Genomic DNA, 18356 nt, shown 5'->3' with positions numbered 1-18356 from the left:
CACTCGAGGCCGACATAATGCCGCGACTACATATCCGCTACTGCACGCAATGTCAGTGGCTTCTCCGCAGTGCCTGGTACGCTCAGGAACTTCTTTCAACCTTTGGCGAGCAGCTCGATGAAGTGGCGCTGTCGCCTTCCCACGGTGGCACGTTCGAGATCTGGTGCGACGACGAGTTGATCTGGGAGCGCAAGCGTGACGACGGCTTCCCGGATAGCAAGGAACTCAAAAAACGCGTGCGCGACAGGATCGACCCGGCCCGGGATCTTGGGCATATCGACCGATGAATCAGGACCGCCAGGCAATCGCATTCGGGTTAGGGGCGGTTGCGCTTTGGTCGACGGTGGCGACGGCCTTCAAGGTGGCGTTGAGTTACATGAGCCCGCTGGAGCTTATGTGGATCGCCGCGCTGGTCTCCTGGATGCTGATGGGGGCGCTGGTCATCAAGCGTGGCCACATGGGCAAGCTGAAAAACGGGTGGAAAACCGCGGCCTGGGCCGGGCTGATGAACCCGGTGGCCTATTACCTGGTACTGTTTGCCGCCTACGACCGTTTGCCAGGCCAGGAGGCCATGGCGCTCAACTATACCTGGGGGCTGGCCATGGCACTTTTGGCCGTGCCCCTTCTGGGCCAGCGCTTGACGCGATGGGACGTGGCGGCGGGCGGCGTGGCTTACGCCGGTGTGTGGGTCATTGCAACGCGCGGGCAGGTTTTCAATCTGGCCTTCGAGGATCCGCTGGGCGTCGTGCTGGCGCTTTGTTCCACGCTTATCTGGGCGCTTTATTGGCTTTTGAACGCCCGCGATGCGCGGGAGCCGTTGGTCGGTCAGTGGCAAAATTTTAGTATTGGCTTGCCAGTGCTGACGTTTCTACTACTTTTAGGTCCGGGGGTGCAGTGGCACGGCTTGCCTGCATTGGGCGCCGGTGTCTACGTCGGCCTTTTTGAGATGGGGATCGCCTTCATATTCTGGCAGGTGGCGGTGCACAAGGTGTCGCGAACGGCCAAGGTGTCCAACCTGATTTTCCTCTCGCCGCCGGTATCGCTTTTGTTGCTGCACGTGGTCGTGGGAGAGCCGCTTTTGGTATCTACTTTCGCGGGGCTTGGGCTGATTTTAGGCGGTCTTGCCTTGCAGCAGGTACAAAGTGGTGAAAAAGACTGATTAAAAGAGCGTGTTTTTTAGATTCTTATTGTAAAGTTTTGTGACTTTTGTTCTGATATGTTGCCTTAATCGTTAATGCTATTAACTTAAGCCAGGTTATCGAGGCTGCTCTTTCCGGTCGTAGAATCATAAGCCAAGCGCCAGATCTTGACGCCGCGCAACAAACAGGTGCCGGAGAAGTGGCAGAGTACGCCACGATGTCATCGCAAGAGTTTCATCGTAAGAGTGGAACGCTCAACAGGGATCCATGGATATGAAAGACAACGTAACAATGAAATTAAAGTATCTGTTTTCAGCGCGTGCGTTTCGCCCCATTACGTTAACAACGCTTGCGTGTCTGCCGCTTTCTGCGCTAGCGCAGTCGCTACCTGCCAGCCTCTACGCGCCGGGGTCCACGGATTTGCCGAGCGCCATTCAACAAACCATCATCACCAACCCGCAGGTCAACGCGGCCTGGGCGAGTTTCAACGCGTCGGGAAGCGATATCCGGGCCGCCCAGGGTGGTTATTTGCCGACCATCGATGTGCGCGCCGGCGTAGGGCGTCAGGACCGGGAAAACGACGGGCGAGGCAGCTACAGCAGCGATTTTGCCGAGCTGACGCTGTCGCAAATGGTCTTTGACGGTTTTGCTACCCGCAGTGACGTGGAGCGCCTGGACCGGGCCCGCTTGGTCGCTTATTTCGAGCTTTTGGGCGCAAGCGAAGAGGTCGCGCTCGAGGCATTTGGCAGCTATATCGACGTCCTTCGCTATCGTGAGCTGGTGCGCCTGGCCCAGGATAATTACCGCCAGCACCAGCGCGTTTTCGGTCAGATCGAAGAGCGCACGCTTTCCGGCGCTGGGCGCGGGGTCGATCTGGAGCAAATCAGCGGCCGTCTGGCGCTCGCCGAATCCAACCTGATGTCGGAAGCGTCCAATCTTCACGATGTGACCGCGCGCTATCAGCGTGTCGTCGGTGAGCTTCCCGCTCAAAACATGACGCCGGTACCTTCGCTGGCGGCGGATTTGCCGGCGGATGTAGCTCAGGCCGTTAGAATGGCCTTCGAAGGTAACCCGGATTTCCAGGCGGCGATGGAGAATATCGCCGTGGCCCGTGCCGAGCAGGAAAGCGCACGCGCCGGTTATATGCCGCGCCTGGATATTCAAGGACGTACCGGCACCAATAACGATGATAATCTCACCGGGCGTAGCGACGAACACAGCATTCAGCTCGTGGCGAGCATGAATCTTTACCGGGGTGGGGCGGACCGGGCAACCTTCGACGCGGCCGCTTCGCGGATCGAACAGGCGCAGAGCCAGCGCGAGCTTGCCTGTACCAACGTGCGCCAAACCACACAGATCGCCTATAACGATACCCAGCGTCTGCGCGAACAGCTTAGCTACCTCAACGAGCACCGTCAGTCCATTGACCGCGTGCGGGGTGCCTATCAGCAGCAGTTCGATATCGGTCAGCGCACCTTGTTGGACGTTCTCGACAGTGAGAACGAGTACTTCGAAGCCAGCCGCGCCTACGCCAACGCCGAGTTTGATTTGACCCTTGCTCACGCGCGTACACTTGCGTCGATGGGCCAGCTCATGCAAACCCTCAACGTGACCCGTGACGATATCCCAAGCCTTGCCGAGCTCGACTATGAAGGTACGACGCTAAGCTCCGCCGATACCTGTGCCGTTAACGGCCCCAGTGGCTTTACGCTGGACGATTTCACACGCGGTATTTCGGCCTCTTCCTCGGATTACCCGACGGCGTATCCGGCAGAGTAACCAGCGCCCAGCGCTGATCCCTTGTACGTATGGCCGGTACACTGCACACCCCGCCGTGTACCGGTCTGCGGCTTTTTCTCTACCCGAGTGACCAGTGCGCCTTAACGCCGCTGAAAGCTTTCGGTCTTCGAGGGAAATAAACGGATTGGGGGGTCTTTTTACGGCCTTTGAAAAGAGCACTTTAAGATTAAATATAGCGAGATGGCTCAAAAAAATTAGGGCGCTGGGTGTAAGGTATAAGGCGCCTAACGTTGAGCGCTCGATGTTTCACCTTTCAGCGATGACTCGACCTCGCGGTAAACCGACGGATAGGAGATTAGGTTTTAGTGGCTCAGCAAAAGCAGGTCGTCTCTACCAGTACCCAATCTCACGAGCGCGCGGGCGATGAGCTTCTTGAATGCTTGAAAGCGATCGCCTCCTATCATCAGCACGAGGTATCTTCGGAGGCGCTCAAGGCGGGCTTGCCTTTGGAGCAAGGGAACCTCACCCCGTCGGTTTTTGGCCGCGCCGCGCACCGTGCTGGCCTGACGGCGCGCATCGTTAAAAGCCCTTTGCTGGGGCTCAATCCTTCGCTTTTTCCCGCCGTGCTCCTGCTGGAGCCGGGGCGCGCTTGTGTGCTTTTGGCACTGGACACTCAAAAGCAAAAAGCCAGCGTCATCTTCCCGGAACTTTCCGAGTCCGCCGTCGAGGTGGCACTCGACGAGCTCAACGGTGGGTACAGCGGCGAGGCGATTTATGTCCGGCCCAGGTTTCAGGCCGACAACAGCACTGAACCCGGCGTCAAGAAAAAGCGCGACCAGCACTGGTTCTGGGGCGTCATCAAGGAAAACCGCCGTCTTTACCGCGACATCATCAGCGGGTCGATTGCGATCAACGTCTTTGCGCTGGCCATGCCGCTTTTCATCCTTAACGTCTATGATCGCGTGGTGCCCAACCAGGCAACCGAGACGCTTTGGGTGATGGCGGCGGGCGTGTTTATCGTGCTGTGCTTCGATTTGGCGCTTCGTCTAATGCGCAGCGCCTTTGTCGATTTAGCGGCAAGCCGGGCGGACGTGAAACTCTCCTCGGCGATCATGGCGAAGGTGCTAGGGATGCGCCTTGAAGAGCGCCCGGCGTCTACGGGCTCGTTTACATCGACGCTGCAGTCGTTCGAATCAGTACGCGCCTTTATTGGCTCGGCCACTATCGTCGGTATCGTCGACCTGCCTTTCGTGCTCATGTTCGTGGGCATCATCGCGCTCATCAATCCGTGGCTTGTGTTGCCGGTTATCGTGGGGATCCTCTTTGTTCTGCTGTACGCGCTGGGCGCGCAGGGCAAGCTGCACCAGCTCTCCGAAACCACCTGGGAGGTGGGGGCCCAGCGCAACGCGCTGTTGGTCGAGTCGGTGTCTCAGCTCGAGAACGTCAAGGCGCTGCGCGCCGAGAGCCGCATTCAGCGTCATTGGGAAAAAGCCTCGGCCTTTTTATCGCGCACCGGCGCGCAGCTAAAGCTGGTCAGCTCCTCGGTGTCGAGCGTGGCGCTCTGGGCGCAGAACAGCGTGGCGGTGTGCGTCATCATCGTGGGGGTCTATCAAATCATCGAAGGCAACCTGACCCAGGGCGGGCTGATTGCAAGCTACATGCTCTCTTCCCGGGCGATGGCGCCGATTAGCCAGGCCGCCGCGCTGCTGGCCCAGTACCATCAGTCCTCTACGGCGCTCGAGTCGCTCAATCGGGTCATGGAGAAAAAAGAGGAGCGCCACGAAGGCAAAGCCTACGTCGAGAAACCGAGTGTGGCCGGCCACCTTCAGCTCGAAAAAGTCACGTTGCGCTACCCCAACGAAGAGCGCGATGCGCTACGTGACGTGTCGATGACGATCAAGGAGGGCGAAAAGGTCGCGCTTCTGGGGCGTGTCGGCTGTGGCAAGTCGTCGCTCAACAAGCTGCTTTTAGGGTTCTATCAGCCAAGCGCTGGCGCGGTGATGCTCGATGGGGTGGATATCCGGCAGTTGGATCCGCTGCAGTTAAGGCGCCATATCGGCTACGTGCCGCAAGAGGTAAGCCTTTTTGCCGGCTCGCTTCGCGACAATATCGTGGCCGGCGGCGGAAGTGACCGAGTCGACGATCATGCGTTGTTACGGGCGATCAAAATCGCCGGGCTCGAATCCCTGGTGAACAGTCATCCTCAAGGGGTGGATTTACAGGTGGGTGAGCGCGGCCAGGCGCTTTCCGGCGGGCAGAAGCAGGCGGTCGCCATTGCCCGCGCCGTGGTACAAGACCCGCCGGTACTGCTGCTCGATGAGCCCACCAGCGCTATGGATAACGCCAGTGAAGAGACGTTCAAGGCGAACCTGACCCGCATTTCCGAGGGGAAAACCGTGCTGGTGGTGACCCATCGTACCTCGCTGCTGTCGCTGGTCGACCGCATCATCGTGATGGATGCGGGTAAGGTCGTGGCCGATGGCCCGCGGGATAGCGTGGTCGAGGCGCTGCGCAACGGGCAGATCGGGAGGGCCTCATAATGGCGAAAAAGTCCTCTACCACCGAGCAAAAAGGGTTCGAAGCGATCGGCCGTTTCTCTGAAAAGGGCCAAAAGCCCTTTCGCCCTTTTATGGACCGGCTGTTCGCCCGCCGGGTGAGTTCTGCCCACCTCAATCGGGACTGGGCAAGCGATACCGACTGGGCGCGTATGCAGCAAGAGCCCATTCGCGCGCGGCTCTTTCTCTACGTCACCTTGCTTGCGTTTATTGCCGTGCTGGTGTGGGCGTACTTCGCCCAGATCGACGAAGTGACCCGAGGTACCGGCCGGGTAATACCTGCAAGTCACCTTCAGCGTATTCAGTCCTTTGATGGCGGCGTGGTCGAGCAGATCAACGTGCGCGAAGGCCAGGTCGTTAGCGCTGGCGAAGTGCTCATGCAGATCGACCCTACCCGGTTTGTGTCCGATTTTCGCGAAAACCGTGCTCAGCGCTACGCGCTCGAAGCGCGTAGCGAGCGGCTTCGCGCGCTGGCGACCGGCACCGAATTCGAACCTTCTGAGGAGCTTCTTCAAGAAGTGCCCGGGATCGTGTCTCAGGAGCGCGAGGCCTACGAGAGTAGTATCGAAGAGCTTCGCGAGCAGGAGAACGTACTGGAAGACCGCGTTCGCCAGCGCCGGGAAGAGCTAAGAGAAGCCCAGGCCCGTCGCGACACCGCCGGTCGTGAAGCCAGTATGGCAAGCCAGGAGCTGAACCTGACGCGGCCGCTACTTTCTTCAGGCGCGGTATCGGAAGTAGAAGTATTGCGCCTCGAGCGCGAGGTGTCCCGGGCGACCGGCGATCGCAATCAAGCGGACGCTTCGGTAGCGCGGCTTCAGGCGGCGGTCGAAGAGTCGCAGACCCAGCTTCGCGAACTAAGCGCCGAACGACGCAGCGAGTGGCGCAGCAATCTGGCGCAAACCGTGGGCGATCTGAACGCGCTTCAGCAGTCGGGCACCGGTTTGCAGGACCGCGTACGGCTAACCGAAATTCGCTCGCCAGTGGATGGGGTCATTCAGCGTATTCACATCAACACCATCGGTGGGGTCGCCCAGCCCGGGCAAGAAGTGGTCGAAATTATTCCAAGCGATGATCAACTGCTGGTCGAGGCGCGTATTGCGCCCCAGGATATCGCCTTCTTGCACCCGGGGCAGGCCTCCACTATCAAATTAACCGCCTACGACTACGCCATTTACGGCGGGCTTCAAGCCGAACTCGAGCATATCAGCGCCGATACGATTACCGATGACGATGGCAACACCTTCTATCTGGTACGGGTGCGGAGTTTGCAAGACGAGGACGTGGCGCAGCGGCTGCAGGTCATTCCTGGCATGACCGCGCAAGTCGATATAGTGACGGGCAAACGAACGGTCATGCAGTTTTTGCTCAAGCCCGTTTTAAGAGCGTGGCGTGACTCAATGGGAGAGCGCTAATGAAACATCTATTTTTAACGGCGGATGGGATATTGAAGGCGCGCTGGCAGGAGGCGTTCCCCAATGCCGCAGTACTTACCCCGGATAGCGGGGTTGGCGCCGTCGATACCGGCGATGTGGTATGGCTGGTTACTACGGTCAACGACTGGCCAGCGCTGATTGGCACAATTACGCAAAAAGGCGCCGTGGTGGTGGTGTTGAGCTACGCCGCCGACGACCGTGAGGCCCTGCAGGCCCTCGACCACGGCGCCCGCGGCTACGCGCATACGCTTTCCGCACCGGCGATGCTCGAGCAGGTGGCGCTGGTGGTCACCAATCACGGCATTTGGGCGGGGCAGTCGCTTCTGTCCAGGGTTTTGGGCGGCTCCGCCCAAGCACTACAGCAGCGAAGCGGCGCCGAACGGGGGCTTTCAAACCAGCATTTAGCCTTGTTGACCGAGCGCGAGCGAGCGGTAGCCCAGGCGGTTTCAAGCGGAGCGAGTAACAAGGAGATCGCCCGGCAGCTGGATATCAGCGAGCGCACGGTCAAAGCGCACCTAAGCGCGATTTTCAAGAAGCTGGCAGTGCGCGACCGGCTACAATTGATGCTGAAGCTCGCCGCCGATGCAGAAGCTCGCTCCTTTGGGTAAATAGTCGCCGTTTCGGCCCGATTCCCCCCGCGGCTACGCCGTTTTAACACGGCGCCCCCCAGGCCGCGGGCGCTAAAATAAATGCACTACCTGTCCATCGGTACAATAGGTTTATCCCCTCTGTTTCCCTAGTATGGCGCTATAAGCCGCATCTCCCTTCGTGCCACCCACGAGCCTGCGGCCACTAACGTTTATCGGGGAACTACTTCATGGCAACAGCAACGGTCATTTCCATCACGGGCGACGCCTGGGTCGTGGACGCAGCGGGCAATATCCGCGAGGTTCGCATTGGCGACACCCTTAACGAGGGTGAAACGCTCATGACCTCGGACGGTGGCCGAGTAGAGCTGGACTTTGCCGATGGCACCGGTGCCAATGTGGTAGAAGGTGGCCAAGAAGTAGTCATTACGCCCGAGCTTGAAAGCGATGCGATCGTGACCAGCGACGAGGCCAGCGTTCTCGATGACGATATCGAAGCCCTGCTCGCGGCGCTCGAAGATGAGGATACCGACCTTCTCGATATTTTAGACCCCACCGCCGCAGGCGGCGCCGCGGGTGGCGGCGGCGAAGGCCACAGCTTCGTGCGCGTCGCGCGCATCTCCGAAGACGTTAGCCCGTTAAGTTTCTCCACTGCAGGCCCCGCCGCGGGCGCCTCCCCGGCATTCTTCGAGTTCTCTGGCAGCGAGCTGGATGATGCCGATGACGGCCTCACTCCGCCTATCGACCCGACCGATCCCACGGACCCGACCGATCCTACGGACCCGACTGATCCCACGGACCCGACCGATCCCACGGACCCAACTGATCCGACGGACCCGACCGATCCGACCGATCCCACGGACCCGACGGATCCGACTGATCCCACGGACCCGACCGATCCGACGGACCCGACTGATCCGACCGATCCGACGGACCCGACCGATCCTACGGACCCGACTGATCCTACGGACCCGACCGATCCGACCGATCCCACGGACCCGACCGATCCGACGGACCCGACCGATCCGACCGATCCCACGGATCCGACCGATCCCACGGACCCGACCGATCCGACGGACCCGACCGATCCCACGGACCCGACGGACCCGACGGACCCGACCGATCCCACGGACCCGACGGACCCGACCGATCCTACGGATCCCACGGATCCGACCGATCCTACGGACCCGACTGATCCCACGGACCCGACTGATCCCACGGACCCGACTGATCCCACGGACCCGACGGATCCGACTGATCCCACGGACCCGACCGATCCGACTGATCCCACGGACCCGACCGATCCCACGGACCCGACCGATCCCACGGACCCGACTGATCCCACGGATCCGACCGATCCCACGGACCCGACTGATCCGACGGACCCGACCGATCCTACGGACCCGACTGATCCCACGGATCCGACCGATCCTACGGACCCGACCGATCCCACGGACCCGACCGATCCGACTGATCCGACCGATCCCACGGACCCGACTGATCCCACGGACCCGACCGATCCCACGGACCCGACCGATCCCACGGACCCGACTGATCCCACGGATCCGACGGACCCGACTGATCCCACGGACCCGACCGATCCGACGGACCCGACTGATCCCACGGACCCGACCGATCCGACTGATCCCACGGACCCGACCGATCCGACGGACCCGGATTCAGATGGTCCTCATGAGCCAAAAGCCAAGATCACTATCGACACCATTGCCGGCGATGACGTGATCAACGGCGAGGAAGCGAAGGGCGACGTACGCGTCACCGGCACCGTGGGCGGCGACGCCCAGGCAGGCGACACCGTCACGCTGACCGTGGGCGACAGCACCTACGAAGGTGAGGTCACCGCCGACGTCGAAGGCAACCTGACCTACGCCATCGACGTGCCCGGCAGCGTGCTGGCCGAGAACGATACCGTCACCGCGGAAGTCTCCGGCACCGACGAGGCAGGTAACGACTACAGCGCCGAGACCGGCCGTGACTACAGCGTCAACCTCGACGCCAGCGCCAAGATCACTATCGACACCATTGCCGGTGACGACGTGATCAACGGCGAAGAAGCCGAGGGCGACGTGCGCGTCACCGGCACCGTGGGCGGCGACGCCCAGGCGGGTGACACCGTCACACTGACCGTGGGCGACAACACCTACGAAGGTGAGGTCACCGCCGACGCCGATGGCAACCTGACCTACGCCATCGACGTGCCCGGCAGCGTGCTGGCCGAGAACGACACCGTTTATGCGGAAGTCACCGGCACCGACGAGGCGGGTAACGACTACAGTGCCGAGACCGGCCGTGACTACAGCGTCAACCTCGACGCCAGCGCCAAGATCACCATCGACAAGATCGCCGGCGATGACGTGATCAACGGCGAAGAAACGAAGGGCGACGTACGCGTCACCGGCACCGTGGGCGGCGACGCCCAGGCGGGCGACACCGTGACGGTGACCGTGGGCGACAACACCTACGAAGGTGAGGTCACCGCCGACGCCGATGGCAACCTGACCTACGCCATCGACGTCCCGGGATCGGTTTTGGCCGACAACGACACCGTTTACGCCGAAGTCACCGGCACCGACAGTGCAGGCAACGACTACAGCGCCGAGACGGATCGCGACTACAGCGTCAACCTCGACGCCAGCGCCAAGATCACCATCGACCAGATTACCGGCGATGACGTGATCAACGGAGAGGAAGCGAAAGGCGACGTGCGCGTCACCGGCACCGTGGGCGGCGACGCCCAGGCGGGCGACACCGTGACGCTGACCGTGGGTGACAACAGCTACACCGGCATCGTCGGTGAAGATCAGACCTACGCGATCAACGTGCCCGGCAGCGTGCTGGCCGAGAACGACACCGTTTACGCCGAAGTCACCGGCACCGACAGCGCAGGTAACGACTACAGCGCCGAGGCCGACCGTGACTACAGCGTCAACCTCGACGCCAGCGCCAAGATCACCATCGACAAGATTACCGGCGATGACGTGATCAACGGCGAGGAAGCGAAGGGCGACGTCAAGGTCACCGGCACCGTAGGCGGCGACGCCCAAGCGGGTGACACCGTCACACTGACCGTGGGCGACAACAGCTACACCGGCATCGTCGGTGAAGATCAGACCTACGCCATCGACGTGCCCGGCAGCGTGCTGGCCGAGAACGACACCGTTTACGCCGAAGTCACCGGCACGGACAGTGCAGGCAACGACTACAGCGCTGAGACCGGCCGTGACTACAGCGTCAACCTCGACGCCAGCGCCAAGATCACCATCGACAAGATCACCGGCGATGACGTGATCAACGGCGAGGAAGCGAAAGGCGACGTCAAGGTCACTGGCACCGTGGGCGGCGACGCCCAGGCGGGCGATACCGTGACGTTGACCGTGGGTGACAATAGCTACACCGGCATCGCCGGTGAAGATCAGACCTACGCGATCAACGTGCCCGGCAGCGTGCTGGCCGAGAACGACACCGTTTACGCCGAAGTCACCGGCACGGACAGTGCAGGCAACGACTACAGCGCCGAGACCGGCCGTGACTACAGCGTCAACCTCGACGCCAGCGCCAAGATCACCATCGACAAGATCACCGGCGATGACGTGATCAACGGCGAGGAAGCGAAAGGCGACGTCAAGGTCACTGGCACCGTGGGCGGCGACGCCCAGGCGGGCGATACCGTGACGTTGACCGTGGGTGACAATAGCTACACCGGCATCGCCGGTGAAGATCAGACCTACGCGATCAACGTGCCCGGCAGCGTGCTGGCCGAGAACGACACCGTTTACGCCGAAGTCACCGGCACGGACAGTGCAGGCAACGACTACAGCGCCGAGACCGGCCGTGACTACAGCGTCAACCTCGACGCCAGCGCCAAGATCACCATCGACAAGATCACCGGCGATGACGTGATCAACGGCGAGGAAGCGAAAGGCGACGTCAAGGTCACTGGCACCGTGGGCGGCGACGCCCAGGCGGGCGACACCGTCACGCTGACCGTGGGCGACAACACCTACGAAGGTGAGGTCACCGCCGACGCCGATGGCAACCTGACCTACGCCATCGACGTCCCGGGATCGGTTTTGGCCGACAACGATACCGTTTACGCGGAAGTCACCGGCACCGACGAGGCGGGTAACGACTACCGCGACGACGCCGAGCGCGAATATGACGTTGATATGGCTCCTTCATCTGAAGGTGGCTATGCCATCGGTAAAGAAGATAGCTCAAGTGCTGGACACAAAGACTTTCTGCTTAAGTGGAAGCATTTCAATATCACAGACAGCGATTCATCGGAAACTGACTTGGGTATTCTTGTCACCAGACTACCCGGGGATGGAACGCTCCAGGCTCGAGAGGGCAATGGCTGGAAAGATATAGAAATAGATGATGTCTTTAGCAAGGCTCAAATTGATGCAGGGGAGTTACGTTTTGTACCCAAACCCAATGAGTCTGGTTTTGATAACTATGGCGGTGACGGCGTAGGTAATCAGCAGGCGGACTACGCTAAATTTGGCTTTAAACCGCTGGATACTCATAACGAGGGTGAAGAAGCCATCTTCACCATCGATATTAAACCGGTTGCTGATGCACCTGACGTGGCCATTGCGCTAGGTAAAACGATTGATTCCGAGCGTGAAACAACCGTCACGGTCAAGCACGGCAAGGTGATGATCGAGATTCGCGGTGATGACATTTCCGCGACGGGCATCGATGGGCAAATTATTAAACCGCCCTTTAAGGATGGAAACTTAAATCCTGGCAGTACCAGTAACACCTATGGCACCGACGTAATAGCGCTGTTGGGTGATTTCGATAAGCTGGTCAAAGGAGGTCAGGCCGCTCATTCCATTGATGGAGACGACAAGGATTATATCTACCTGAGCAAGTCCTACAGCAGCTACTCGGTGGCGCTTGGTGAAAAGCATCAGAACTCCGGTTATGACGGCCGAATTACCGATTTGGCGACCGGCCAGACTATCGTTCTCAATAACATCAAGGGACTGGTCTTTGGTGATGGCCAAACCTTTATGCCAGGCGATGCCAAAACGACGATTACTCAGGAAGGTTTTGATACCGTCGAGCTGAATGTATCTGCGAAGCTGGTAGACACAGACGGTAGTGAGCGGCTCTCGGGCGTGACGCTGAAAGGCATCCCTGAAGGCGTTACGCTGGCCAGCAAAGCCGGTGTGGATATTGTCAAACTGGGCGATGGTAACTGGTTTGTTACTAACCCGGATGACGATGGCCAGCGTCCGATCGATCTTGCGCTACAGATGAAGGTGCCGTTGAGTGCCGGTGCCTTTGATGTGGTAGCCAGTGCAACGTCACAAGAGATCGCGGGTATCGACGAAAATGGCCAGCCTGTCGTAATCGATGAGGCGACCAGCACGGCGAGTACAGGCGTCGAGCAATACAACATTATTATTGGCTCGCCAGGTGATGATGGCATTGAGGGGGGGAATGGCAATGACATCATCATAGGTGATGTAGCGGGTCTGCAGCTTATCCCTGGCTCGGATTACAACATTGCCTTTATGGTCGATACCTCGAGCAGTATGGGCGTTAAGGGAATCGAAGACGCCAAGGCCTCATTATCGGAAGTTTTCAAAACGCTGAAAGCTAGTGCGAGTGGCGATGACGCCGGTACCGTCAATATATTCCTGACGGATTTCAATACCCAAGTAGGCAAGACGTTAAGCATCGACCTATCAGATCCTGATGCGCTAGCCAAGTTACAAGGCGCGCTCGATGGTATGAAGTACGTGCGGGATCGCGGAACCAACTACGAAGACGTTTTTAAAACGACGGCCAATTGGTTCCATGGGGAGCAGGTAAAAGGTAATCCCGGTACGAATCTGACTTACTTTATTACTGATGGCGCGCCAACCTATTACCAGCAGGGAGAGACGACCAAAGCCTCGGTTATATCCTATGGCCGCTATAACTTGCATACGCTGGATCTTGATTCGATTGATTATCACTCTGGTGATACTCATACGGTTCAGGCTTACGGTAAGAGTCTCCCTGTTATTAAAGAGAATGGCGATGTGCTGAAATGGTCATACTCCGAAGGGAACTATTACCATAAAGCAGGCTGGAACGTTGAAGTGATTGGCAAAGTGAACGCGGATGGCCAAGGAGGATATGAAATATCCTCACTGGGGGGTAACGGCAGTAGCACAACGGGGGATGTATTCAAAAATGCTTTAGACTCGTTTGCGCTTCTCAATGGGCTCTCTGATGTCAATGCCATTGGAATTGGGCCGAGTATCAATGAGAAACTGCTGGGCTACTTCGATTCCGACGGCTTCGTACAAGCCAATATCGATCCTGAGGATCTGGCCGATGCGATTCTTGGTCAGAACACCACGCTGCCCTCTGGCGATGATGTCATCAAAGGAGGCGATGGAGACGATATTATCTTCGGTGACCAAGTCATGTTCGACGGTATCGAAGGTAACGGCTTGCCCGCCATGAAGGCTTATATTGCGGGTCAGTTGGGAATGCAGGATTCTAACCAGCTAACGCCGCAACAGATACATAAGTATATAAGCGACAACCATGAAGAGTTTGGTCTTATAGGAGGCACTGAAGGAGGAAGCGACAAGTTGCTGGGTGGCGAAGGTGATGACATCCTCTATGGCATGGGAGGTGATGATATTCTCATTGGCGGTCCCGGTAACGATATTCTCTACGGTGGAGCAGGCGCTGATACCTTCAAGTGGGAGTTCGGTGACCAAGGGAGTGAGGATGCGCCCGCGACTGACCGGGTCATGGACTTCAATGGCCATCAGGGCGACAGCCTGGACGTTGGCGAACTCCTGCAAGACGAGTCGAGGGAGACGGTTGGCCAGTACATCATGGCGGCCGAAGAGGATGATGCGACGGTCCTTTACCTAAGCACAGAAGGTAAGCTTGAAGGTAATGAGGATAATGCTGATCAAGTGGTGCGCCTGGAAGGTAAATCCTTCTCCGACTTTGGCGGCGGCGGTGCCGAGGATGTAATTCAGTACATGCTGGAGAACAACCAGCTGAAGATCGACCAATAAGGCGTCAAGCAGTAATGCCGCGTAAAATCAAGGGCCGCCGTCAGGCGGCCTTTTTTAACCCTGAGCGATTGGTCGCTAATGGAAGTGGGAGTGGCGATGTTTTATATCAAACGCAATGCGGCGGGTGAGATTGTGCTTCTCAGCAAAGAGGCCTCCAGCGAGTTCTCGGAGCAGATCGCGGCCGACGACCCGGAGGTGCTGGCATTTCTGGCGGAGCAGCCCGGGTCCTCGGCCAACTTCCTCGCATCGGATCTGGCCTTCGTGCGGGTGGTGGAAGATTTAATGGAGGTGTTGTTGGATAAGGGCGTGATCTCGTTTACCGACTTGCCCGAGGCGGCGCAGAACAAGGTCATGCAGCGTAAGTCGCTGCGCTCCAAAAACAACGTCAACCTGATTAGTGAGGACGGCGGTATCATTTGATACCGCCGTGGGCCTCGATTAGGGGGTACGAACGCCCGGGCCGGTAGCGCCATCCAGGCCCATACGGAAAAGCTGGCTCAGCTCCTGCTCGGTCGTTACCCCTTCGGCAATCACCAGAATGCCCAACGAGTGGCAAAGCGTGGTCATGCTTCGCAGAATGCTCTGCTGCTCAAAGGATGCGTGAATGTCGCGCACCAGGCTGCTGTCCACCTTCAAATACGAAAGACCGATATCCTGCAAGTCGGCAAGCCTTGTGAACGCCGCCCCCACGTGCTCGATCCCGAATTGGCAGCCGAGGTGGCGCAGCGCCGAACAGAACCCGCGGAAGCTGGCAATCGCGTAGGGGTCGAGGGTGGCGGGTATTTCGAAGCAGAGCCTGGGGGCTAAAGCGGCGTTTCTTTCCAACAGCGTACGCAGCTCGGTCACGAACTGCGCATTGGTGATGGTGGCGATAGAAAGGTTGATACCCAGCGTATGGCCGGGCTCGGCACGTAGAAGCTCCAGCGCCTGCTGGATGACGGCCTTGTCCAGCGAAGCCTCCAGACTGAAGCGCGCAAGCCAGGGAATGAACACGCCGGCGCTTTGCCACTGCTCGGCCAGTTCAAGCCTGGCGGGGCTCTCGTAGTGGAGCACGTTTTGGTGGTTGTCCAGTACCGGAAAACGGCCAAGCTGGGGGCCTTGCAGGATGGCCAGATCCAGCGCCGAACGCCAGTCCGCGTGGGTGGCAAACAGTGCCTGATGCTCGCGCTCTCGAACGATCACGCGGGGCGCTTGTTGGGCACTTTCTGCCTCGGCCAGCGCAGTATCCAGCGTTGCCAGCAGCACGCTTCGCTCATCACTGGATGAGTAGCTGGTAATCGCGGCGGGCAGGCGTACCTCGACCTCGGGGAGGTTCGCCGTGGCGGCCGTAAGCGCTTGGCAAAGCTCTTCGTAAAGCGCCTCTATATGGCTTTGATGTGGTAGCACCAGCATGAAATCGCTACCGTTCAAACGACCCACCAATGCTTCTTCCGAGGTGGTATCCAGCACTTCCAACTGCTTTACGAGCGCTTTCAACAAGGCGTCCGTTTCATCGTGGCCGAGTCGTTGGTTTAACTGGGGCAAATCCTGTACACGCACCATGACCATCAGCCCGTTAGCCCGGGCGTCGTCACTATCCAGCAGGGCGGCCAAGCGGCCCATGAAAACGTTGCGATTTAGCGCCCCGGTCAAGCGGTCCTGCTGCAGGTCACGGCGCAGCTCGTCAAGCTTCTGGCTTTCGTGGGTCAGCATTTGACGGACATTGTTGGATAGCGCATTCATGGCGCGGGCCACTTCGCGAAGCTCGAGCGTACTGGGCTCTTGTATGGTCGTAAAACGCCGGGCGCTGATATCCCGTGCCTGGGCAATCACGCGGGTCAATGGGCGCTTGATGCTGCTGACGATCACCGCCGCGGCCGCCAGGCTCGCCACTCCCGCGGCGATGAACCAGCCGGCCAGCTCTAGAAAGCTTTTCCAAAGTGCGGCGTAGGCAAAGCTATACTGGCTTTCAAGGATGAGGGTGCCGAACTGGCGCCAGCCGTCCTGAATGGTGGCTTGGCCCGGCGGAATATCGAAGCGCACGAGCGCACGAAACCAGCCGGGGACGCTCCCCTGGTACGCGTTGGCGGCGCGCTCGATCAGAACATCACCCGCGGTGTCGCGCAGCACGATTTGCTGGTAGTAGCCGGTATCGAACTGCGCCGATATCAAAAGCTCGAGGGTCACCATGTCCTTATCCAGCTGGCTCATCGACAGCGCAAGCGCGGTGGCATTGTCCTCGTTCTTGATGCTGATTTCCTGCTCGATATAGCCACGGCTGGTGGTAATGCTGATCGCAAGGCTTCCAATAAAGGAAAGCAGCAAAAGCCCTATAATAGCCAGCCAAAGCTGTTTGATAAGCGACATACGGCACGTCCTTTTTATAAAAAGCCTTGTGATTGCATACGCTCTAACGCACTTCGCCAGCGCGAAAGCCGGGCAAGCGGGTCGGCACGCGATTGTGATGAGCCGCCGGCCCATAACCCTTCGCTGTTGAAACTGAAAAGCGGGTCCAGGTCGGTACGCTGCGAAGCAGGAGAAATCGACGGTGCGATATTGTCCAGAATGAGCGGCTCCGCCTCGGGGGTCGCGTAATAGCCTAGCACCATATGCGCTTGAGTTACCTGGCTACGCCCCAAACGGGCACGTACGTAGATCATGCGCAGGCGCTCGCCGGGCACTCCTAGCTGCTTTAGCGTAATGTATTTGGCGATGGAGTAGTCTTCGCAGTCGCCCTGGCCCTTGCCCATGGCCTCGAGCGGGGTCGCCCAGTAATCCTCTTCGCCCCAGGTGACAATGTCGTCGACCCAGCGAATGTTGCGGTTAAAGAAGTCGTTGACTTCACGCAGCTGGGTTTGGATATCCCGATTGGCCGCCCGCTCCAAAAGCGCAAACCACCCCTCCAGCACGTTCACACCGGACGGCCCATAAAGCGCGCTCATCCGCTGGCGTAAGCGCGCCGGATCATAGGCCGAAGCACTGAAAGGAAAAAGTCCCAGGCCTGCGCCCAGCGCCAATAGACCGGCGCTGGTCAACAGCGCCCGTCGGGAGAGGGTCGGTCTGGAAGAGGATGAACACCTGGGCATGGAGGCTTGGCCGCCGTCAAATAAAGCTTAAGATTACAAGTTAGCGGCCGGTAGTGCTATAACCCTCATCATGAAAAGAGTTGAACGGTATGAGTAAAATAATCTTGCAGGCTCTGCGCGCGGGCATCGCCTAGTCTGCGTTGTCCAGCATCGGCTCGAGGGCGGGCCATACGTTGTCCATAATAAGGGGCTGGGCCTCGGCGGTGGGATGGATGCCGTCGCTTTGCATGAGCTCGCGGTTTAGCGCAATATTTTCCAGCAAAAAGGGGACCAGCGGAATATCGTACTCATCGGCCAGGGAGTGATAAACGCCGGTGAACGCGTCGCGGTAGGCCTGGCCGTAGTTGGGTGGAATATCGATCCCCAGCAACAGCACCTGGGCATCGATTTGCTGGCTTTGTTCGATCATGCTGGCGAGGTTAGCGCGCATTTGGCCCGGCGGCAGACCGCGCAGGCCGTCGTTGCCACCGAGCTCCAAAAGAACGATATCGGGCTCGCGCTTTGTGAGTATCTCCTCGAAACGCTCGGCCCCACCGCTTGTCGTCTCGCCGCTGATACTGGCGTTGACCACGGTCGCCTCATCTTCCAGGCGCTGCTCCAAAAGCCTGACCCAACCCTGGTCTTGTTCGATACCGTAGGCCGCACTTAGGCTGTCACCCATGACCAGAAGCGTTGGCCGGGCATCGGCGCTTGCCAGGCTCGCGTTAAAGATGACTACCAGTGTCAGTAGTCCCCCGGTTACCATGCACGTAAGCCTATGCCACGTTAAAGGGATG

At 59.1% G+C, this 18356-nt stretch carries 11 protein-coding genes; 8 read left to right on the top strand and 3 right to left on the bottom strand.

Going from position 1 to position 18356, the window contains the following annotated elements:
* Positions 1-17 precede the first annotated feature (17 nt).
* From ACWHVV_RS11970 to ACWHVV_RS11935, 8 genes are all read left to right on the top strand, one after another.
* A complete protein-coding gene (locus tag ACWHVV_RS11970; RefSeq protein ID WP_447926448.1) occupies positions 18-287 on the top strand; it encodes a SelT/SelW/SelH family protein in 270 nt (89 codons plus the stop codon).
* Positions 284-1159, top strand: coding sequence for a DMT family transporter (locus tag ACWHVV_RS11965; protein WP_447926447.1), 876 nt, complete (start codon positions 284-286; stop codon positions 1157-1159). The genes ACWHVV_RS11970 and ACWHVV_RS11965 overlap by 4 nt, the downstream gene beginning before the upstream one ends.
* Before the next feature lie 253 nt (positions 1160-1412).
* Positions 1413-2918, top strand: coding sequence for a TolC family outer membrane protein (locus tag ACWHVV_RS11960; protein ID WP_447926446.1), 1506 nt, complete (start codon positions 1413-1415; stop codon positions 2916-2918).
* Positions 2919-3244: 326 nt separating this feature from the next.
* Positions 3245-5419 carry a type I secretion system permease/ATPase gene (locus ACWHVV_RS11955; RefSeq protein ID WP_447926445.1) on the top strand — a complete coding sequence of 725 codons (2175 nt, stop codon included), beginning with the start codon at positions 3245-3247 and terminating at the stop codon, positions 5417-5419.
* Positions 5419-6846 carry an HlyD family type I secretion periplasmic adaptor subunit gene (locus tag ACWHVV_RS11950; RefSeq protein WP_447926444.1) on the top strand — a complete coding sequence of 476 codons (1428 nt, stop codon included), beginning with the start codon at positions 5419-5421 and terminating at the stop codon, positions 6844-6846. The genes ACWHVV_RS11955 and ACWHVV_RS11950 overlap by 1 nt, the downstream gene beginning before the upstream one ends.
* Positions 6846-7475 carry a helix-turn-helix domain-containing protein gene (locus tag ACWHVV_RS11945; protein ID WP_447926443.1) on the top strand — a complete coding sequence of 210 codons (630 nt, stop codon included), beginning with the start codon at positions 6846-6848 and terminating at the stop codon, positions 7473-7475. The genes ACWHVV_RS11950 and ACWHVV_RS11945 overlap by 1 nt, the downstream gene beginning before the upstream one ends.
* Before the next feature lie 209 nt (positions 7476-7684).
* Positions 7685-14515, top strand: a complete 6831-nt coding sequence (locus ACWHVV_RS11940) for a retention module-containing protein (RefSeq protein ID WP_447926442.1) — start codon at positions 7685-7687, stop codon at positions 14513-14515.
* Positions 14516-14611: 96 nt separating this feature from the next.
* Positions 14612-14935, top strand: coding sequence for a tryptophan synthase subunit beta like protein (locus ACWHVV_RS11935; protein ID WP_447926441.1), 324 nt, complete (start codon positions 14612-14614; stop codon positions 14933-14935).
* Between the two features lie 18 nt (positions 14936-14953).
* Here the strand turns inward: ACWHVV_RS11935 and ACWHVV_RS11930 are convergent, their stop codons facing one another.
* The 3 genes from ACWHVV_RS11930 to ACWHVV_RS11920 form a co-directional block, all read right to left on the bottom strand.
* Complete coding sequence (locus tag ACWHVV_RS11930) at positions 14954-16861, bottom strand: EAL domain-containing protein (RefSeq protein WP_447926440.1); 1908 nt, start codon at positions 16859-16861, stop codon at positions 14954-14956.
* Positions 16862-16875: 14 nt separating this feature from the next.
* Positions 16876-17580, bottom strand: a complete 705-nt coding sequence (locus ACWHVV_RS11925) for a transglutaminase-like cysteine peptidase (protein WP_447926439.1) — start codon at positions 17578-17580, stop codon at positions 16876-16878.
* A 130-nt stretch (positions 17581-17710) separates the two neighbouring features.
* Complete coding sequence (locus tag ACWHVV_RS11920; RefSeq protein ID WP_447926438.1) at positions 17711-18325, bottom strand: arylesterase; 615 nt, start codon at positions 18323-18325, stop codon at positions 17711-17713.
* Between the last annotated feature and the right edge of the window lie 31 nt (positions 18326-18356).

It is taken from the genome of Vreelandella sp. EE27, assembly GCF_968206495.1.
Note: the sequence above shows the minus strand (reverse complement) of the source record. Positions and strands in the feature narration are given on the sequence as shown.